Genomic DNA, 19542 nt, shown 5'->3' on the forward strand with positions numbered 1-19542 from the left:
GACGCGCGCGAACAGCTGCCCCGCGACGGAACCCTCGACCTGACCGCAGATCGGCCGGGGTGGGCAGCGGTCGTCCGACGATCGTCGGCGTGCGCGGCCCCGTGAGGAAGCACCACACCATGAAGAAGTCCATCCGTACCCGCGCGCTCGTCAGCGGGCTCGCGTTCGCCGGCATCGCCGTCACGGGCGTCGCACTGGCGGCACCCGCCAACGCGGCCTCCGAGTCGACCTGGGACCAGATCGCCCAGTGTGAGAGCAGTGGCAACTGGGCCACCAACACCGGCAACGGCTACTCCGGCGGCCTCCAGTTCTCCCAGAGCACCTGGGCCGCCAACGGCGGGACCGGGACCCCGGCGTCCGCCAGCAAGTCGGAACAGATCGCGGTCGCGAACCGCGTGCTCGCATCGCAGGGCTGGGGCGCCTGGCCGGCGTGCTCGTCGCGGCTCGGTCTGAGCGGCACCGAGGGCGCGTCCGCCCCCGCGGCGACCACCTCGACCGCTCCCTCGTCGACCACCTCCACCGCGCCGTCGGCCGCCTCGTCCACCGCGACGTCGAGCGCGGCGACCTCGAGCGCGCCCGTCGCGGCACCGTCCGCACCCGCGGCGCCGTCGATCCCGTCCGTGGCGACGAGCGGCAAGACGTACACGGTGCTCTCGGGCGACACGCTCAACACGATCGCCACGAAGCTCGGCGTGAGCGGCGGGTGGACGCGCCTCGCTGGTGCGAACACGCGCACCGTGACCGACGTCGACCTGATCTACCCGGGGCAGGTCCTGCAGCTCCCGGCCTGATCGCGGGCGCCGCTCGGTCCGCACCACGCGCGGACCGAGCGGGACACGACGGACGGGACCCGGGCGACCGGGTCCCGTCCGTCGTTCCGTTCGGCGTGGACACCGCCGTGTCGACGCCCTGTCCGGCTCGTCCTCCACATCGGCCGGTGCATGAACGCTGTCCACCATCTCGGCTCGGCACCTTGTCGGCGGGCGTGCTTCCCGGCCATCATCGGAGCACGCGCCGCGGGGTGCGCAGGAGCACGAGGAGGACGGGACATGGCGACCTTCACCAGGGGGTTCGGCGGGCGGCGGCGTGACGTGGACCCGCGGCTGCCACCGGGGCAGACCACCGTGGCCGACTGGCCGGTGCTCTCGGCGAGCGGCACACCGATCATCGAGCCCGAGGAGTGGCAGTTCTCCGTCCGTACCGAGACCGGCGCAGTGCACGAGTGGTCGTGGGACGAGGTCCGGGCGCTCGGGATCGAGGACATCCGGACCGACATCCACTGCGTGACCCACTGGTCCAAGCTCGACATGGGGTGGCGGGGCGTCCCGCTCGACGCCGTCTTCGCCGACGTCGAGACCTCGTTCGACCACCTCATGGTCCACAGTTACGGCGGCTACACGACGAACCTGCCCCTGGCCGAGGTCCTCGACGGCAAGGCGTGGATCGCGTTCGAGGCCGAGGGCGAGCCCCTGTCGCCCGAACACGGCGGCCCGGCGCGGTTGCTCGTGCCGCATCTCTACTTCTGGAAGAGCGCCAAGTGGGTCCGCGGGATCACGATGCAGGCGAACGACGAGCCGGGCTTCTGGGAGAACGCGGGCTACCACCTGCACGGGGACCCGTGGAAGGAAGAGCGCTACTGGTGAGCGTCGACGTCGGAGCGACCGCATCGGCGCAGACGGTGTCGGCCACGACGGGTGCGCCTGCGGACCCGGCCTCCCGTCCCGCGTCCGCACTCCCGCGCCCGGGGTGGCACGTGGCGCGCGTCGTCGCGGCCGCGTCCGAGACCCCGACGGCGCGGCGCATCGTGCTCGACGTCGCGGGCTGGCCCGGGAACGAGGCCGGCCAGCACCTCGACCTGCGCCTCACTGCCGAGGACGGCTACCAGGCGACGCGGTCCTACTCGATCGCCTCGCACGGGGCGAGCAGCCGGGTCGAGCTCGCGGTCGACCGGGTCGACGACGGCGAGGTCTCGCCCTTCCTGGTCGACGACGTCATGGTGGGCGACGAACTCGAGGTGCACGGACCGCTCGGCGGCTGGTTCGTCTGGCGGCCACCGACGGAACCGGAACCGCGCCCGGTCCAGCTCATCGCGGGCGGATCCGGCGTCGTCCCGCTCGTCGCGATGGTCCGTGCGCACGCGGAGGCCGGGGACCCCACGCCCTTCCGGTTGCTGTACGCGGTCCGCACGCCGGAGGACGTCTTCTTCCGTCCCGAACTGCGGGCGGCGCTCGACGCGGACGCTCCCTTCGCGCTGACGACGGTGTACTCGCGACGGACGCCCCCGGGCGACGACACCGCACCCGGCCGCCTGACGCGGGACCGCCTCGGTGCCGCGATCGTGTCGGCGGCGGCCCACCCGCGCATCTACGTCTGCGGCTCGACGCCGTTCGTCGAACAGGTCATCACGTGGCTCGGCGAGCTCGGGTACGACACCCGGGGCGTGCGAGCCGAGCGGTTCGGAGGCAGCGCATGACGACCCGACTCGACGGCAACGCGGCGGCCGGGGTCCTGGCCGACGTCTTCGGCACGGACACCACCACCGCACGGGTCCGATGCTCCGGCTGCGGGGCGGTCGGTGTCGTCGCCACGGTGGTCGTCCTGGCCGATGCGGCGGGCACGGTCCTCCGCTGCCCCGAGTGCGACGACGTCCTCGCCACGGTGGTCGACGACGGCACCACGGCCTGGCTGTCCATGCCCGGGGTGAGCGCGATCGGCATCCCACGACCGGTGCCCCTGGGCAGCCGCGCACGGGCCCGGCCCGGAGGCTGAGCGGACACGCCCTGGTCGGACTCCTACACTGGCCAGTCGCAGGAACCCCACCCCACCCCGCCACACCCCTCGGAAGGTCGATCGCCCGATGACCACCCCGTCCACACGCGTGCCCGGCAGCCTCGCCGAGCAGCGTGCGCTCCTCTTCGACCTCGACGGCGTCCTGACGCCCACCGCGGACGTCCACATGCGCGCATGGTCACGGCTGTTCACCCCGTACCTCGAGCAGCACGGGGTCGCCCCGTACACCGAGCAGGACTACTACGCGTACATCGACGGCAAGCCGCGCTACGACGGCGTCCGGTCCCTGCTCGTCGCGCGGGGGATCCAGGTCCCCGAGGGCGACCCGTCCGACGGCCCGGACGCCGACACGGTCTGCGGTCTCGGCAACCGGAAGAACGCCGCGTTCAACGCCGAGCTCGAGGAGAACGGCGTCCTGCCGTACCCCGGCTCCGCGCGGTTCCTCGACGCCGCCATCGCTGCCGGGTACCTCGTCGCGGTCGTCTCGAGTTCCGCGAACGCCCGGTCGGTCCTGCGCACCGCGGGGATCCTCGACCGCTTCCCCGTCGTGGTGGACGGCACCGTCGCGATCGCCGACCACCTGGCCGGCAAGCCGGCTCCCGACACCTTCGTCGACGCGGCACACCGCCTCGGACTGACGCCGGCGTCGTGCGTCGTGTTCGAGGACGCCCTCGCCGGGGTCCAGGCCGGCCACGCCGGGGCCTTCGGACTCGTCGTGGGCGTCGATCGCGGTGCGGGCGCGGACGCCCTCCGCGCGCACGGCGCGGACGTCGTCGTGCCCGACCTCGCCGACCTCGTCGACGACCTGCCGGCTCCGGGCACCGTCACCCACCCCACGGACGCTCCCGGGAAGGACGCATGAACCCGATCACCGCGGATCCCCTCGACCGCACCCGCTACCCGATCGACGAGTGGGCGCTGGAAGAGGCCGAGTACGCCCCCGACGAGCAGGGCGTCGCCGAGACGCTGTTCGCGGTCGGCAACGGGTACCTCGGCCTCCGGGGGAACTTCGACGAGGGCCGGGGCGGGTACTCGTACGGCACCTACGTGAACGGGTTCCACGAGATCTGGCCGATCCGCCACGCGGAAGAGGCCTTCGGGTTCGCGAAGGTGGGGCAGACCATCGTCAACGCACCGGACGCCAAGGTGATCCGTCTCTACGTCGACGACGAACCCCTGGTCCTCGCCGAGGCCGACATCCTCCGGTACACGCGACGGCTCGAGTTCCGTGACGGCTACCTGCTCCGTGAGACCGAGTGGAGCACGCCCTCGGGCAAGCGCGTGCTCATCCGCTCGCGCCGACTCGTGTCGTTCGCCGACCGGCACCTCGCGGTCGTCGACTACGAGGTCACGATGCTCGACCACGATGCCTCCGTGTTGCTGTCGAGCCAGATCCTCAACCGCCAGGACGTGCCCGACGAGTACCACGCGATGATGCAGACCGCGGCGCCGATGTTCGACCCGCGCAAGGCGGAGCAGTTCACGAACCGGGTCCTGCAACCGCGCTTCCGGCGGAACACGGGCGAGCGGTCGCTGCTCGGTTACCAGACGTCGAGCTCGGGCATGACCATCTGCGTGGGGGCAGAGCACCGGCTCGAGACCGACAACACCTGGGACCACACCGCGCAGATCGACGACGACCTCGCCAAGCACGTGTACCGGATCACGGCCAAGGCCGGACAGCCGATCCGCCTCGTCAAGACCATCACGTACCACACGTCGCGCGGGGTCCCCGCCCGGGAGCTCGCCGATCGCTGCGACCGGACGCTCGACCGTGCGGCCGAGACCTCCGTGGACGACATGTTCGCGCACCAGCGGGCGTGGATGGACGACTTCTGGGCCCGGAGCGACGTCGAGATCCCGCACGAGCCCGGCTTGCAGCAGGCGGTCCGGTGGAACCTGTTCCAGCTCGCGCAGGCCACCGCCCGCACCGATGGCCACGGCATCGCGGCGAAGGGCGTGAGCGGCTCCGGGTACGGCGGCCACTACTTCTGGGACACCGAGGTCTACGTGCTGCCGTTCCTCAGCTACACGGCACCGATCGTCGCCCGGAACGCCATGCGGTTCCGCTACAACATGCTCGACGCCGCCCGTGACCGCGCTCGCGAGCTGAACCAGCGCGGCGCCCTGTTCCCGTGGCGGACGATCAACGGTCAGGAGTCGAGCGCGTACTACGCGGCCGGCACGGCGCAGTACCACATCGACGCCGACATCGCCCACGCGCTCATGCAGTACGTGCGGGCGAGCGGTGACCGCGAGTTCCTCAAGCGTGGGGCGATCGACATCCTCGTCGAGACCGCGCGCTTGTGGGAGGACCTCGGCTTCTGGCGGCGGAACGGCGACCGGAAGTTCCACATCGACGGCGTGACGGGCCCGGACGAGTACACCACCGTCGTCGACGACAACATGTACACGAACGTCATGGCCCGCGCGAACCTGTGGTTCGCCGTGAACGCGTGCCGTGAACTCCGTGCCGACGACCCGGTCGAGTTCTCGCGCATGGTCCGTCGTACGGGTCTGGACGAGTCGGAGATCGCGGGCTGGGCCGCGGCGGCCGAGGCCATGGAGATCCCGTTCGACCCGCACCGGGGCATCCACCCGCAGGACGCCCAGTTCCTCGACAAGGAGCTCTGGGACCTCGAGAAGACGCCGGAGTCGAAGCGCCCGCTCCTGCTCCACTACCACCCGCTCGTGATCTACCGGTTCCAGGTGCTCAAGCAGGCGGACGTCGTGCTCGCGCTGTTCCTGCAGGGCCACGAGTTCACGCCCGCCGAGAAGCGCCGCGACTTCGAGTACTACGACGCACTGACCACGGGCGACTCGACGCTGTCGGCGGTCGTCCAGTCGATCATCGCGGCCGAGGTCGGGTACCACGAGCTCGCGGAGCAGTACTTCCTCACCTCGCTGTTCGTCGACCTCGCCGACCTGCACGGCAACACGTCCGACGGCGTCCACGTCGCCTCGACGGGCGGCGTCTGGGGCGCCCTCGTCAACGGCTTCGGCGGCATGCGCGACCACGGCGGCCGACTGACGTTCAACCCGCGGCTGCCGAAGACATGGCCCGGCCTGACCTTCCGGCTCACCGTGCAGGGGAACCGGATGCGCGTCGAGCTCGAATCGGATCGCATGACCTTCACGATCGAGCACGGCACCGAGGTCACGGTGTGGGTGCACAACGAGGAGTTCCTCGTCTCGGCGGACCACCCGCTCGTCGTCGAGCTCGGGCACCAGGGGCCGCGGCTCGAGGCGCACGCGCCGACGACGAGCGACATCCAGGGCACGCTCCGTGCCGACGGATCGGTGATCACCGCGTCCATCCCGACGATCTCGCTCGAGCGCGACGAGGTGGAGGCGCAGCCGTCGTGAGTGCACGCCGGGTCGCCGCCGACGCGGACGTCGGCACCCGCTGGGTGGCCCTGCTCCGCGGCGTGAACGTGGGCGGGGTCACCGTCCGGAACCCCGAACTCACCGCGGTCGTCGAGGGGATCGGCGGCACCGACGTCCGACCGGTGCTCGCGAGCGGCAACGTGGTGTTCACGGCCCCGGCGCCTGACGCCGGACCGGAGCACGCGGTCGCGCAGGACGCTGCGGAGGCGACCCTCCAGGACCGGCTCGAGCGGGGCCTCCAGGACCGGTTCGGCCGCCCGGTGCCCGTGGTGCTCCTGCGACAGGACCGACTGGCGGCGCTCGTCGACGCGTTCCCGTTCCCGGTCGACGCGGCGACGCACGCGTACGTCGTGTTCTCGTCGGACCGGGACGCCCTCGAGGCCCTCGTCGCCGACCCGGTGCAGCCGCCGGACCGGGTGGCCGTCGGCGACGGCGTCGTCTACTGGGCGTGCCCGAAGGGGTCGAGCACCGACACCCCGTTCGCCAAGCGTGCGGCCACGTCGCGGTTCCGCGCGACGACGACGACGCGGAACGTGAACACGCTCCGTCGCATGGCGTGACCGCGGCACCATGCGCCAGGGAAACGCGCCGGGGGACACCGCCCCGGGGGTGACCGGCAGCCGCCCGAGTACAACGATCACCATGACGAACGAACGCCCCGACACCGACGGGCCCGACGCAGCCCATCGGATCCCGGAGGGGGTCGACGACGCCACGGTGGACGCCCTCGGCAAGCTGTCCGAGGGGCTCGAGGCGCTCGAGCACGCTCGCGGCCTGCTGTACGGCTTCCACCGCCTCACGGGTACGGCGGACCTCGCGATCGGTGAAGCCGTGGACCTGTTCCGCCAGGCCGGACACGACGACGTCGCCGACCGCATCGAGCGTGACGTCGTCGGCCGCAACGTCATCGCCGGCCGATGGACGTTCCAGATCGTCGAGGACTACGACGACGGCTACTGGTCGGTCGTGCGCGACGCCGAACGGGAGGCCCGCGAGCAGCTGGCCGGCGGCCGTCGCCACCTCTTCGAGGCCCGCATGAAGGAGCAGCGCCGCACCCACGGGGCGCCCCACCACGAGGCCCTGCCCGCCGATGTCGGCGAGCAGGTGTGATGATGGGGCGGTGAACGGACGCCAGGACCGGGCTCGCGTCGAGGCGGCCGTGCGCGAGCTCCTGGCCGGTGTCGGCGAGGACCCGATGCGTCCGGGCCTCCAGGCGACGCCCGCGCGGGTGGCGGACGCGTTCGCCGAGTTCTTCAGCGGCCTCGGGGTCGACGCGACCGACATCGTGCGACGCGGGGCGGTGCCGGCCGAGCCGGACGAGCTCGGTGAGGTCGTGATCGTGCGCGACGTCCGGTTCCGCTCGGTGTGTGAGCACCACCTGCTGCCGTTCCTCGGGGTCGCCCACCTGGCGTACGTGCCCGGCGAGCGGATCATCGGGCTCGGCACGCTCTCGCGGGTGGTCGACGCGATCGCCTCGCGGCCCCAGCTGCAGGAGCGGCTCGGGTCCGAGGTCGTGTCGGCCATCGCCGAGGGGCTCGACGCCCCGGGGGTGCTCGTCGTGCTCGACGCCGTGCACGCCTGCGTGACGACCCGTGGTGAGCGGCAGACGGCCAGTTCGACGGTGACCGTGGCGAGCAGCGGAGTCCTCGCGGACCCGGTCCGTCGGGCCGAGGTCATCGCGCTCATCGGCGCGGCCGGCAGCGGAGCGGTGGCATGACGGCGGACGCGGCCCTGGGCCTCCCGACCGGCGCCGTGCTCGTGACCGGTCCCGAGCGCACGGCCGGCCCCGAGCGCACGACCGGCCCTGAGCGCACGGCCGCCCCCGTGCTCGCGACCGGTGCCGTGCTCCCGCCGCTCCGCCACCCCGTCCGCAGGATCGGCCGCCGGACGTTCGACTTCGACCGGCGGATCGCCGTCATGGCGATCGTCAACCGCACCCCCGACTCGTTCCACGACCGAGGCGCCACGTTCGCGCTCGATCGAGCGGTCGCCGCAGCGGTGGCGGCGGCGGACGAGGGCGCGGACTGGGTTGACGTCGGCGGCGTCAAGTTCGCCCCCGGCCCCGAGGTGCCCGCGGACGAGGAGGCCGACCGCGTCGTGCCCGTGGTGCGCGCGCTCGTCCAGGCCTCGGACGTGGTCGTGTCCGTGGACACGTTCCGGCCCGAGGTCGCGGCGGCGGCGATCGCCGCGGGCGCCTCGGTCGTCAACGACACGACGGGGTTGTCGGATCCGCGGATGGCCGACGTCGTGGCCGACAGCGACGCGACGGTCGTCATCACCCACAGCCTGGCTGCCCCGCGGCAGGAGCACCCGACGCCGCGGTACGACGACGTCGTCGGCGACGTGGTCGCGTTCCTCCGGCGGCGGGTCGACCTCGCGCTCGAGCGTGGTGTGCCGGAGTCGCGGATCATCGTCGACCCCGGACACGACCTCAACAAGACGACGGTGCACTCGCTCGAGTTGACCCGACGACTGGCCGAGGTCGCGGCGCTCGGGTTCCCGACCCTCGCGGCGGTGTCGAACAAGGACTTCGTCGGGGAGTCCCTGGGGCGGCCCCGGGGTGAACGGCTGGCGGGGTCGCTCGCGGCCGCGACCATGAGCGCGATGCTCGGCGCCCGGATCCTCCGCATGCACGACGTCCGTCCCGCGGTCGACGCGGCCCGCATGGTCGAGGCCGTGCTCGGCTGGCGCGCCCCCGTCGACCCGGTCCACAACCTGTTGCCCGAGGGCAACCGCCCGGTTGCATGAGCCCGGACCAGCACGCCACCGACGAGCCCGCAGCCGCAGCCGCCGCCGGGGCGACGGACGCCGCCGCAGCCGCCGCCGGAGCGACGAACCCCGCCGCCGCCGCCGGGGCGACGGACGCCGCCGCCATCGAGCAGCTGTTCCCCGCCGCCGGCCCGGGACCGCTCGACGACGACGCGCTCCTCGCCCTGTACGGCCGGGAGGCCCGACACCCCTCCCCGACGACGGCCGACGGCTGGGTGCGGGTCAACTTCGTGAGCAGTCTCGACGGCTCCGCCACCGCCGAGGGCGTCTCCGGTGGCCTCGGCGGCCCGGCCGACCTCCGCGTGTTCGACCTCCTGCGCCGCCTCGCGGACGTCGTCCTCGTCGCAGCCGGGACCGTCCGGAACGAGGGGTACGGGCCGATGCGCCTGCACGACGCGGACGTGGCGTGGCGGCGTGCGCGGGACCTCCCGGACCACCCCGCGTTCGCGATCGTCAGCGGGTCCCTGGCGCTCGACGCGGCCTCGCGGGTCTTCACGGAGGCACCGGTGCGACCGGTCGTCCTGACGCATGCGGAGGCACCCGCGGACCGGCGCGCGGCGCTCGCCGCGGTCGCGGACGTCGTCGACTGCGGGGCGGACGCCGTGGACGTCGCGGTCGTCCGGCGGGCGCTGGTGGAGCGCGGCCTCGCCCAGATCCACTGCGAGGGCGGGCCCGGCCTCCTCGGGGCGCTCGTGGCGGCCGATGCGGTGGACGAGCTGTGCCTCACCGTCAGCCCGGTCCTCGAGGGCGGTGACGGCCCCCGGATCGCGCGGGGCGGTGCCGGACAGGGCCTCCGCTCGATGCGGCTCGCCCACGTCCTCCGCGCCGGCGACATGCTCCTGACGCGGTACCGTCGACCGTGATGCCGCATCACCTCGACCACGTCACCGCCGGGTTCCTGTTCGACATGGACGGCACCCTCGTCGACTCCACCGCGATCGTCGAGGCCGCCTGGGGGCGCTTCGGGGCGGAGCACGGCATCGACCCGCGCGAGATCCTCGCGTTCTCGCACGGTCGCCAGACCATCGACACCGTGACCCGGTTCCTGCCCGACCGGTCGCACGACGAACGGGTCGCCCTGTCGGCGGCGCTCGTCGCCGACGAGGTCCGTCGCACCGACGGCATCACCGAGGTCCCCGGCGCCGGCGCGCTCATGCGGACCCTCCTCGACCTCGGAGCGCCCGTCGCCCTCGTGACGAGCGCGCCGCGCGACCTCGCACTGAACCGGATGGTGGCGGCCGGCGTCCCCGTGCCCGAGGTGGTCGTCACCGCCGAGGACGTGCCGAACGGCAAGCCCGCTCCCGACTGCTACCGGCTCGGGGCCGAGATGCTCGGTCTCCCGCCCGGGGACTGCACGGCCTTCGAGGACGCTGAAGCGGGCCTCGTGTCCGCCGTGGCGTCGGGGGCCCACGTCGTCGTGGTCGGCGCGCACACCTCCCCGACGACGCGGGGTCTCGACCGCGTGACGGACCACACGGGCGTCACGGTGTCACGCGCGGGCGCGGGCTTCCGCATCCGGGGCTGAGCGCCCGCCGGGCCGGGAGCAGGTGCCGGGCCGAGCCGGTGTGCACCCGGGGGACGGGGCGCCTCCACGTCGGCTGCGACCTGCGGACGCTGGCGGGTGATCACGCCGACACTCGATGGAGCCGCCGGACACGACCCGACGGCGGCGCGGAGCCGATCCGGACCGCGCACCGACGGAAGGAGCACCATGGCCGACGAACTGAACGGCACGAAGATCCTCGTGATCGCCACGAACTACGGGGTCGAGCAGGACGAGATCGTCGTCCCGGTCGAGCAGCTCCGCGAGAAGGGCGTCGTGGTCACGATCGCCGCCAAGGAGCAGTCGCCCATCCAGACGCTCGTGGGCGACAAGGACCCGGGCCAGCAGGTGGACGTCGACCTCGCGCTCGACGAGGCCGACGAGAGCGACTACGACGCGATCCTCATCCCCGGCGGCACCATCAACGCCGACACACTGCGCCGCGAGCCGGGAGCGATCGCCCTCGTCACGGCGTTCGCCGACGCGGGCAAGCCCATCGCCGCGATCTGCCACGGCCCCTGGCTCCTGGTCGAGGCGGGCATCCTCCCCGGACGCACGATCACCTCGTTCCACACGCTGCAGACCGACATCCGCAACGCCGGCGCCGAGTGGGTGGACCGCGAGGTCGAGGTCGACGTCTCGGGGGGCTACACGCTCATCACCTCCCGCAACCCCGGCGACCTGCAGGCGTTCGTCCCCGCGATCGAAGGGGCGGTCGTCCCCGTCGGCTGACCCCGGCACGTCGAACACCCTGGTGCCCGTCGAACCGCGTGATCCCGCGGTTCCACGGGCACCACGCGGTTCGACGGCCACCCGAACCGTGCTCAGCCCAGCGCCACCGCCGCCCGGAGCGTCCCCGGGCCGAGCGTCAGCACGCCGTCGGTCAGCGGCTCGCAGCGGATCCCGCCCCGACCCCGCATCCCGCGGAACACGCCCGGCCCGATCGCCACGTCCATCCACGCGCAGGGGTTCGCCGCACGGTGTCCCTGCAGCATGACCGGCCCCGACCCGGTGTCGATCGAGAACAGGACGCCGCGGAGGGCCTCGACGTCGACGCCGCGGAGCACCACGTTCCGTCGGGTGAGCGCCGGGTCCAGCGGGATGCCGAGTTCCGCCGCGAGCGCCTCGAGCGGCTCGGCCCCGATCACCGTGACGGACGCCTGCCGGTGCGCGGGGTGGCCGTGGAACCGGTCGCCGACGATCCCGAGCCCGGCCCGGACCGTGATCCGCTCGTGGAGCTCCGGTCCGTCCGCCGGGGCGGGACCGTCGGCGGGCCGGCCCTCGTAGCGGTGCCGCGGTGCGGCGAGCAACAGCTCGACGGTCACCGGGTACGCGGTCGTCAGCAGTCCGGCCGGGAGGCCCGCAACCCCGTCCGCCCCGTCGCGCGCGTCCGCCCCGTCGCGCGCGGTCGTCCCGTCGCAGGCGGGGTGCTCACCGCTCGCGTCCATGACACCCGACCGTACCTGTCGGCGTCCGCCGCGCCTCCCGGTCGAGGTGCGGAGGCAGACCGAGCGCGCCACTGCGCGCCCGCCGGGCCGATCCCGTCGACCCTGCCGCCGTGTCCGATTCCCGCTGGTCCGGGTCGGTGGCGCGTGTCAGGCTGGGAGCATGGACACGGGCGGGGGGACGGGCGCGACCTCCGACCCGCTCCACGCCGAGCGCTACCGCATCGCCGCGTCGCGCGACGCCCGCTTCGACGGCCAGTTCGTCACCGCCGTCCACTCGACGCGCATCTACTGCCGACCGAGCTGTCCCGCTCGCACACCGCGGAGCTCGGGCGTCACGTTCTACCCCACGAGTGCGGCCGCGCACCTCGCCGGGTACCGCGCGTGCAAGCGGTGCCTGCCCGAGGCGAGCCCCGGCAGCCCCGCGTGGAACGTGCGCGAGGACGTCGCCGCGCGCGCCATGCGCCTCGTGACGGACGGCGTGGTCGAGCGCGACGGAGTGCCGGCGCTCGCCGCACGCCTCGGGTACTCCCCGCGACACCTCACGCGGATCCTCGTGCAGGAGCTCGGCGCCGGGCCGAAGGCGCTGAGCCGCGCGCAGCGCGCCCAGCACGCCCGGACGCTGCTCACGACGTCGTCGCTGCCGGTCGCGGACGTCGCGTTCGCCGCCGGGTTCGGCAGCGTGCGGCAGTTCAACGACACCGTGCGCGAGGTCTTCGGGCTCACCCCGACCGCGCTGCGGGCGCGGAGTGGACGCGCGGCGCCGACGCCGGACGGGGCGCTCCGCGTCCACCTGCCCGCGCGACCGCCGTTCGACGCCCACGGCCTCTTCGCCTGGTTCGCCGCCCGCGCGCTGCCCGGCGTCGAGGTCGCGGCCACCGCCGCGGATCCCGGCGGCACCCGCTACGAGCGGGTCGTGCGACTGCCGGGAGGCCCGGCCTGGTTCGCCGCGACCCCCGCCGACCCGGGACCCTCCGGCCGCGGCACCGGCATCGACCTCGAGGTCCGGATGACGACGCTGTCCGACCTCCCGACCCTCGTCGCGCGCGTCCGGTCCCTGTTCGACCTGGACGCGGACCCGGTCGCGGTGGACGCCCTGCTCGGAGTGGTCCCGGAGCTGGCGTCGTCGGTGGCCGCCGTGCCGGGCATCCGGGTGCCGGGGGCGCTCGACGCCGACGAGCTCGTCGTCCGGGCGGTCCTCGGGCAGCAGGTGCGCGTCGCCGCGGCGCGGACGGCGCTCGGTCGTGTGGTGGACGCCCTCGGAGAGCCGGTGCCCGACACCGTCGCGCCCGGGATGCGGATGTTCCCGACGGCCGCCGTGCTCGCCGATGCCGTGGGGCGACAGCTCGTCGCCGATGCGGGAGCGGGGTCGGCGCCGCCGGGCGACGCGGAACGGGTCATCCGCGGTCCCCGAGCCCGTGTCGCGACGCTGCACCGGGTCGCGGCGGGGCTCGCCGACGGATCGCTCGTCGTGGACCGGGCCGCGACGCTGGACGACCTCCGCGCGCGACTGCTCGCCGTGCCCGGGGTCGGGCCCTGGACCGCCGCGTACGTCGCGCTCCGGGTCCGGCACCACCCCGATCTCCTCCTCCCCAAGGACGTCGCCGTGCGGAACGGTGCACAGGCCCTCGGGATCCCCGACGACCCGCGCGGACTCTCCGTATGGTCGTCGGCACTCGCTCCCTGGCGGAGCTACCTGACCATGCACCTCTGGCGCGCTGCCGCACGCACCCCGCCGCACCAGGGGCATCGACCGAACGGAAGGCACATCCCATGAGCACCATCGACCGACGGCCCGAACCGGCCGCGTCGGAGTCGGCGTCCGTCGTACCGGACGCGGCGCCCCCGCTCCGGTCGTCCGACGCCGTCGTGGTCCCGCCCGAGCCTCGCGCGGCGACGACGGTCGCGCGCGTCGCCACCCTCGCGACGCCCGACGGTCCGTTCACCGTGCTCGAGGACGGCGACGGCACGGTCCTCGCGTCCGGGTGGACGGCGGAGGCCACCGAGGTCCTCGCCCGGCTGGCGGAGCGCCAGCGCCCGGTGGTCGTCGTGCCGGGTGCGGTGGCGTCGGCCACGGCGGTCCAGGCCTACTACGACGGCGACGTCGAACCGGCCATGCAGGTGCGCGTCCGGCAGTTCGGCACGGAACTGTTCACCGAGGGCTGGCGGCAGCTCCGGCTCGTGCCGGCGGGCACCGTGCTCACGTACACGCAGCTCGCCGCGGCCATGGGTCGTCCGGAGGCCGTGCGCGCCGCGGCGAGCGTCTGCGCCCGGAACGCACCAGCACTGTTCGTGCCCTGCCATCGGGTGCTCCGGAGCAACGGCGGCCTCGGGGGCTTCGCCTGGGGCGAGCACGTCAAACGGTCCCTGCTCGAGCGCGAGGCCGACCTCGCCGCGCGGACGGTCTGACGACCGAGCTCGGATCGCGGCGGCCGAGAGGACGGACGGCCCGACCCCAGGGGGGCCGGGACGACGGACGGCCCGACCCCAAGAGGGGTCGGGCCGTCCGGTCAGCGCGATGCGTGACGGCTCAGAACAGCTTCGCCGAGGCCCGTCGGGCGCCCTCGCCGAGCGACTCGAGCTTGGCGGCGGCGATCGAAGGGTGGACGCGGCCGCCCAGACCACAGTCGGTCCCGGCGATGACCCGCTCGCGGCCGACGAACTCGGCGAACCGCTCGATCCGCTGCGCGACCAGGTCCGGGTGCTCGACGACGTTCGTGGCGTGGCCGACCACACCCGGGATGATCACCTTGCCGTCCGGCAGCTCGGTGTCCTCCCAGACGGTCCACTCGTGCTCGTGGCGGGCGTTCGCGGCCTCGAACGAGTAGGCGCTCGCGTCGATGTCGAGCATGAGGTCCACGATGTGACGTAGTTCGATGTCCGTCGTGTGGGGTCCGTGCCACGAGCCCCAGCACAGGTGGAACCGCACGCGCGAGGTGTCCAGGCCGCGGAGTGCGTGGTTGAGGGCCTCGACCCGGATCCGGGTGAACGCGCGGTAGTCCTCGACGCTCGGCTCGGGGTTGATCTGGTCCCAGTTCTCGGCGATCGAGGGGTCGTCGATCTGCAGCGAGAGCCCCGCGTCGAGGATGATCCGGTACTCCTCACGGAGAGCGTCGGCCCAGGCCCAGATGTGCTCTTCCTCGGTCGCGTAGTACTCGTTCGCGACGCGGGCACCGGAACCGGGCGAGAGCGCGGTGATGAACCCGTTGTCGACGCCGTTCGCCTCGAGCGCGTGCTTGAGGTTCGCGGCGTCGGTGCGGGCGGCCTCGTGGCCCGTGTAGACGATCGGCCCGGTCGTCGTGGGGAACGCGGTCGCGTTCTTGCCGACCCCGATCCCGCTCTCCGGGTCCTGGTAGGCGTCCCGGAAGGCGATCCAGTCCCGTCGGTCGGGGAACGAGGTCAGGCGGACGTGCCCCGGCTCCGAGCGGACGGGCTCCTGCGTGAAGATGTTCTCCTCGGTCAGGGACAGGCCGCTGACGCGCTGGAACGAGTAGCCCCACCACGCGCCGTAGTCGACCGAACTCGACATCGCCTTGCCGTACTCGCCGTCGCCGGGCTGGGTGATCCCGAGCCGGACCTGCCGGGCGACCACGTCGTCGACGGCGGCACTCGTCAGGGCGCGGACCTCGTCGGTGGTCTGCAGGGTGAACCCGTCCTCGGCGAGCGGTCGCGCGGCGTTCGCGGCGATGAGCTCGGGGGTACGGGGAAGGGAACCGGCCGTGGTGGCCTGGATGTGTGTGGTGTTCTCGAATGACATGCGTGCGCTCCTCGGGGACGGAGTCGTCGTGCGACTCCCTCGGGCAGTGGGACGTCGCAGGCGTGCGCGGCGGCCGTCCACGACGGGAGCGGTCGACGCCGCGCGCGAGGCTTCGCGTGGTGCGCTGCGTGGAGGCAAGCGTGCCACGGGTCCGGCCCCGCATGGCATCTGTTACGCCACGCGACGGACGCGATCGCCGACGCCACCCGAACTGGGGTCAAGCGCGATCCCATCGGTCCGCGGACCCGCATCGAAGGCATGGCGAGAAGCGCCCGGCGCTCGGCGTCGGGGAGCCCCCAGGGCCGAGGGCGCACCCGTTCGGGTCGGGTCGCCGTCGCCTCGGGGCCGGTCCGTTCGGGTGACCGGCCCCGGGGGCTTCGTCCGGACGACGGCTCCGCTCCGTGCCGGAGGCGTGACGACCACCCCTGGTTGCGGGTGATGACGCGTCGGGAGCGCGCTGACAGAATCGGGAGTGCCTTCCCCGGAAGCGCCCCAACCACGCGCCATCCCGTCCAGAGGACCTCCATGCACGTCGAACCCGCTGAGCGCACCGTCGTCTCCGCGGACGGCACCGCGATCGCGACGTCCACCACGGGCAGCGGGCCGGCGCTCGTGCTCGTCGCCGGGCCGTTCGACCACCGCGCCTTCGGGGCCCTCACCGAGACCGCCACGGCCCTCGCCGAGCACTTCACCGTCACCTGGTACGACCGCCGTGGCAGGGGTGAGAGCGGTGGCGGGCTGGCCGAGGCGCAGCGCGAGGTCGAGGACCTCGAGGCCGTCATCGCCGCTGCGGGCGGGCGACCGTCCGTCGTGGGCCTCTGTGCCGGGGCCGGGTTGGTCCTCCTGGCCGCCGCGGGCGGAGCGCCGATCGAGCGAGCGGTCGCCTGGGAGCCGCCGTACCGCGCGTCGGTCGATCCGCGGTTCCCGGACCCCGAGCGCATCACGGCCCTCGTCCGTGGCGGTCGTGCCGCGGCAGCGGTGCGGTTCTTCCTGCGTCGGGTGCTCGGCACGCCCTGGCTCGCGCCCGTCGTCCTGCGGATGCAGCGCCCGGCGTGGGCCGGTCTGCTCACCGGTGCCGCGACCCTCCCGAACGACGTCCACGTCATGACCGGGTTCGCCCTGCCGACCGAGGTCCTCGCCCGCATCACGACGCCCGTGCTCGTCATGACCGGCGGATCGAGCCCCGACTGGCTCAAGCTCGCGGCCCACGCGGCGGTCGAGGCCGTGCCGGGGTCGGAGCACACCGTGCTGCAGGACCAGGCGCACGTCGTCAACGGTGCCGCGCTGGCCGAGGGCGTCGTCCCGTTCCTCCTGCGGGAGCGGGTGGAGGAGCCCGACCCGCTCGGCTGACCTCGGTCGGCGCGTCACCACGGAGCGCGTCGGTCCGCGTCCGTCCCTCGGCGTTCGCCTGGGAGGATGGACGGATGACGACCCCTCCGCGCCTCGGTCTGCTCCTCGACGTCGACGGTCCGATCGCCAGTCCGGTGTCGCGGACGATCGCCATCCCGTCCATCGTCGAGGACCTCGTGGCACTGGCGGCCCAGGGGATCCCGGTCGTGTTCAACACCGGGCGCAGCGACGCGTTCATCCGCGAGCAGGTCGTCGGGCCGTTGCTCGCCGGTGGTCTCGCGTCCGGTGGTCGGGTGCACGCCGTGTGCGAGAAGGGCGCGGTCTGGTGCTCGATCGACCCGCGGTTCGACGGCGGGATGAGCGCGATCGAGGTCGCCGAGGACCTCGCGCTCCCGGTGGACTTCGCCGACGAGATGCGCGCCCTCGTCGCCGACACCTTCGCCGACGTCGTGTTCTACGACGAGACGAAGCGGGCGATGGTCTCGATCGAGCAGCGGGTCGACGTCCCGAGTGCGACGTTCCTGGCCCGGCAGCCCGACCTCGACGCCCGCGCGATGGACGCCCTCGTCCGCCGCGGGTACGGGGTGCGGCGCCTCGACGACGTCCGCGCGGCCGACGACGGCAGCGTCACCTGGCGCATCGACCCGACGATCATCTCCACCGACATCGAGTCCGCCCGCACCGGCAAGGACATGGGAGCGGAGCGTGCGCTCGAGCTCCTGGCCGACGACGGCGCCCTGCCCGCGACCTGGCGCACGGTCGGTGACTCCCGGAGCGACTACGCCATGGCGGACTGGCTACACGAGCACGGGTACGACGTCGCGCACGTGGACGTCCGCCCGGCTGACGGTGTGCCCGAGACCCCGTACCCGGTCCTCACCGCGCCCGACGGTGTCATCCACGACGCGGCGGGAGCCCGGTTCCTGCGCACCTGGGTCACGGCCCCCTGACGAGTCCGCCCGGTCACCGGCCGCGGGGCACGACCCGATCCGGCGCCCGTCCCACGCGCACCAGCGTGAGGCCGACGGCCGTCAGGACGAGCAGCACCGCGCACACCCGCACGGCCAGGATCGCCGCCCAGCCGAGCACGCCCTCCGCGCTCGATCCGACCAGGAGGAGCGGGGCAGCTCCGACGATCGTCACCAGCCCCGCGACCGCCAGCAGTGCGACGCGCAGGCCGCGCGCGACCCCCGCGGGCAGGCGCCGGGGACGCGGCACCGTGGGCGTCCGGCGCAACCAGAGCACGAACGCGACGGCGAGCACGAGCATCCCGCCCACCGAACACGCGTTCTGCACCAGGTCGTACACGGCATGGCCGTGGATCGACGCACGGAGGACCGCGATCCGCGCGACCGACCACCCGTGCCGGTGCGTGAACGAGTCCCACGCGACGTGGCTGTAGACGCCGGCGATCACGGTGGCGAGCACCAGCGCCAGCCGACCCACCCGCGCGGCGGGCGTCCGGGACCGGAAGGCGGACCACGCACTCGTCGGGTCGTCCCAGGACGCGGGCAGTCGGTCGTGCACCGACCGGGGTTGGATCGCGGTGAACGCCCACCGGAGCCCGAAGGTCCACGCGGCCAGGGCGATGAGTGCGACCGGCGTGGACACCGTCAGCGCGCCGAGTGCCGAGTGCGTCACCCCGTACGCGGGCAGCTCCGGGACGAAGAGCACCGCGTCCGGTGCCATGGCACCGACGGCGAGGGCTGCTGCGGGAACCCGGGTCCCGCGGAACGGCAGCGCCACGATCGTGTGGCTGACGGTGAACGGCATGCGCGGATGATGGCACACCGGCACCAGGAGGAACCGGGCCGAGGTTGCGCGACACCCGTGGATCAGCCGCGGCGTCGATCCGTCGGGGGACAGACACGCTGAGCGGACTCCCGGAAATGGGAGCCCGGGCAGGAGCGCGCGGGTACGGTCCGGGCCATGAGGACCACGAAGATCACGAGCGCGGCCATCGTGGCCGTCGCGTCTGCACTCCTGCTCACCGGCTGTCACACCGCGGGCACCGGGGGCGCGCAGAACCAGGATCCCGTCGGCAAGGTCCCCGGCTCCCAGCAGCAGCAGACGAACCCCGCGCAGCGCAACGGGTCGAAGTGCCCCGTCGCGAACGTCGATGTCGTCGAGCAGATCAACCACGCGCTCGGCACCCACGACGACATCGACTTCGCCGACACGTGGAAGACCACGGGGGGCTGGTACATCGGTGCCTCGGTGGCACCGACGAACGGCCAGGACGACCCGAACGAGGACGAGGTCGCCGTCTGGGTGACGACGAAGAACCCGACCATGGCGAAGGGGCAGACGTTCGACGGCACGATCTACGCCGTGAACGCCGCGGCGCGCAACGGCTCGTCGTCGCCGAACGCACCCGCGGGCTTCACCGCGTCGTCGTCCGACGCGAAGACCGTGATCAGCTGCATCGTCGAGGACATCGACCACTGATCCACGCGGGTCCGCCCGCGCATCGACTCTGAGCGCCGCGGCCGGCCACGAGC

The 19542-nt window shown here is 73.5% G+C and carries 21 protein-coding genes; 18 read left to right on the forward strand and 3 right to left on the reverse strand.

Annotation, left to right across the window (positions count from 1 at the left end; all coding sequences use genetic code 11):
• The first annotated feature begins 119 nt into the window (after nucleotides 1–119).
• From DEI93_RS00985 to DEI93_RS01045, 13 genes are all read left to right on the forward strand, one after another.
• On the forward strand, nucleotides 120–791 hold the full coding sequence (locus tag DEI93_RS00985) for a LysM peptidoglycan-binding domain-containing protein (protein ID WP_111120550.1): 672 nt from the start codon (nucleotides 120–122) through the stop codon (nucleotides 789–791).
• A gap of 258 nt (nucleotides 792–1049) precedes the next feature.
• Nucleotides 1050–1643 carry a molybdopterin-dependent oxidoreductase gene (locus DEI93_RS00990; protein WP_111120545.1) on the forward strand — a complete coding sequence of 198 codons (594 nt, stop codon included), beginning with the start codon at nucleotides 1050–1052 and terminating at the stop codon, nucleotides 1641–1643.
• Nucleotides 1640–2473 (forward strand): FAD-binding oxidoreductase, encoded by an 834-nt coding sequence (locus DEI93_RS00995; protein ID WP_349815070.1) that lies wholly within the window; start codon nucleotides 1640–1642, stop codon nucleotides 2471–2473. The genes DEI93_RS00990 and DEI93_RS00995 overlap by 4 nt, the downstream gene beginning before the upstream one ends.
• Nucleotides 2470–2769, forward strand: coding sequence for a DUF6510 family protein (locus DEI93_RS01000; protein ID WP_111027504.1), 300 nt, complete (start codon nucleotides 2470–2472; stop codon nucleotides 2767–2769). The genes DEI93_RS00995 and DEI93_RS01000 overlap by 4 nt, the downstream gene beginning before the upstream one ends.
• Nucleotides 2770–2857: 88 nt before the next feature.
• Nucleotides 2858–3652: an HAD family hydrolase gene (locus tag DEI93_RS01005; RefSeq protein ID WP_111011226.1), complete on the forward strand. Its 795-nt coding sequence runs from the start codon at nucleotides 2858–2860 to the stop codon at nucleotides 3650–3652.
• The gene (locus tag DEI93_RS01010) at nucleotides 3649–6156 is read left to right on the forward strand and encodes a glycoside hydrolase family 65 protein (protein ID WP_111120544.1); all 2508 of its coding nucleotides are present in this window, start codon (nucleotides 3649–3651) and stop codon (nucleotides 6154–6156) included. The genes DEI93_RS01005 and DEI93_RS01010 overlap by 4 nt, the downstream gene beginning before the upstream one ends.
• Nucleotides 6153–6737 carry a DUF1697 domain-containing protein gene (locus DEI93_RS01015; protein ID WP_111120543.1) on the forward strand — a complete coding sequence of 195 codons (585 nt, stop codon included), beginning with the start codon at nucleotides 6153–6155 and terminating at the stop codon, nucleotides 6735–6737. The genes DEI93_RS01010 and DEI93_RS01015 overlap by 4 nt, the downstream gene beginning before the upstream one ends.
• A gap of 82 nt (nucleotides 6738–6819) precedes the next feature.
• Complete coding sequence (locus DEI93_RS01020; protein ID WP_111011229.1) at nucleotides 6820–7287, forward strand: PHP domain-containing protein; 468 nt, start codon at nucleotides 6820–6822, stop codon at nucleotides 7285–7287.
• A complete protein-coding gene (gene folE / locus DEI93_RS01025) occupies nucleotides 7268–7894 on the forward strand; it encodes a GTP cyclohydrolase I (RefSeq protein WP_111120542.1) in 627 nt (208 codons plus the stop codon). The genes DEI93_RS01020 and folE overlap by 20 nt, the downstream gene beginning before the upstream one ends.
• A complete protein-coding gene (folP, locus tag DEI93_RS01030) occupies nucleotides 7891–8925 on the forward strand; it encodes a dihydropteroate synthase (protein WP_111120541.1) in 1035 nt (344 codons plus the stop codon). The genes folE and folP overlap by 4 nt, the downstream gene beginning before the upstream one ends.
• Entirely contained in the window at nucleotides 8922–9809 is an 888-nt protein-coding gene (locus DEI93_RS01035) for a pyrimidine reductase family protein (RefSeq protein WP_181436128.1), read from the forward strand. Before folP ends, DEI93_RS01035 begins: the two co-directional genes overlap by 4 nt.
• Nucleotides 9809–10471 carry an HAD-IA family hydrolase gene (locus DEI93_RS01040; protein WP_258372342.1) on the forward strand — a complete coding sequence of 221 codons (663 nt, stop codon included), beginning with the start codon at nucleotides 9809–9811 and terminating at the stop codon, nucleotides 10469–10471. Before DEI93_RS01035 ends, DEI93_RS01040 begins: the two co-directional genes overlap by 1 nt.
• 186 nt (nucleotides 10472–10657) lie before the next feature.
• A complete protein-coding gene (locus DEI93_RS01045; RefSeq protein ID WP_111120540.1) occupies nucleotides 10658–11221 on the forward strand; it encodes a type 1 glutamine amidotransferase domain-containing protein in 564 nt (187 codons plus the stop codon).
• Between the two features lie 92 nt (nucleotides 11222–11313).
• On the opposite strand, the gene DEI93_RS01050 is transcribed toward DEI93_RS01045, so the two are convergent.
• Nucleotides 11314–11937, reverse strand: a complete 624-nt coding sequence (locus DEI93_RS01050) for an MOSC domain-containing protein (protein ID WP_258372341.1) — start codon at nucleotides 11935–11937, stop codon at nucleotides 11314–11316.
• 160 nt (nucleotides 11938–12097) lie between these two features.
• Between DEI93_RS01050 and DEI93_RS01055 the strand changes: the two genes are divergently transcribed.
• On the forward strand, nucleotides 12098–13711 hold the full coding sequence (locus DEI93_RS01055; RefSeq protein WP_111120539.1) for an AlkA N-terminal domain-containing protein: 1614 nt from the start codon (nucleotides 12098–12100) through the stop codon (nucleotides 13709–13711).
• Nucleotides 13708–14343 (forward strand): methylated-DNA--[protein]-cysteine S-methyltransferase, encoded by a 636-nt coding sequence (locus tag DEI93_RS01060; protein ID WP_111120538.1) that lies wholly within the window; start codon nucleotides 13708–13710, stop codon nucleotides 14341–14343. Before DEI93_RS01055 ends, DEI93_RS01060 begins: the two co-directional genes overlap by 4 nt.
• 121 nt (nucleotides 14344–14464) lie before the next feature.
• Here the strand turns inward: DEI93_RS01060 and DEI93_RS01065 are convergent, their stop codons facing one another.
• Nucleotides 14465–15691 carry a cobalamin-independent methionine synthase II family protein gene (locus DEI93_RS01065; RefSeq protein ID WP_111012097.1) on the reverse strand — a complete coding sequence of 409 codons (1227 nt, stop codon included), beginning with the start codon at nucleotides 15689–15691 and terminating at the stop codon, nucleotides 14465–14467.
• Nucleotides 15692–16216: 525 nt separating this feature from the next.
• Here DEI93_RS01065 and DEI93_RS01070 point away from each other — a divergent pair.
• Both DEI93_RS01070 and DEI93_RS01075 read left to right on the forward strand, forming a co-directional pair.
• Entirely contained in the window at nucleotides 16217–17041 is an 825-nt protein-coding gene (locus tag DEI93_RS01070) for an alpha/beta fold hydrolase (RefSeq protein ID WP_181436127.1), read from the forward strand.
• Between the two features lie 74 nt (nucleotides 17042–17115).
• Nucleotides 17116–17991, forward strand: coding sequence for an HAD family hydrolase (locus DEI93_RS01075; protein ID WP_111120536.1), 876 nt, complete (start codon nucleotides 17116–17118; stop codon nucleotides 17989–17991).
• Between the two features lie 13 nt (nucleotides 17992–18004).
• On the opposite strand, the gene DEI93_RS01080 is transcribed toward DEI93_RS01075, so the two are convergent.
• Nucleotides 18005–18814: a DUF4184 family protein gene (locus DEI93_RS01080; protein WP_111120535.1), complete on the reverse strand. Its 810-nt coding sequence runs from the start codon at nucleotides 18812–18814 to the stop codon at nucleotides 18005–18007.
• A gap of 156 nt (nucleotides 18815–18970) precedes the next feature.
• Here DEI93_RS01080 and DEI93_RS01085 point away from each other — a divergent pair, with 156 nt between their 5' ends.
• Nucleotides 18971–19489 carry a hypothetical protein gene (locus DEI93_RS01085; RefSeq protein WP_111011239.1) on the forward strand — a complete coding sequence of 173 codons (519 nt, stop codon included), beginning with the start codon at nucleotides 18971–18973 and terminating at the stop codon, nucleotides 19487–19489.
• Nucleotides 19490–19542: the final 53 nt, after the last annotated feature.

Source organism: Curtobacterium sp. MCBD17_035, assembly GCF_003234815.2.
Classification (GTDB): Bacteria; Actinomycetota; Actinomycetes; order Actinomycetales; family Microbacteriaceae; genus Curtobacterium.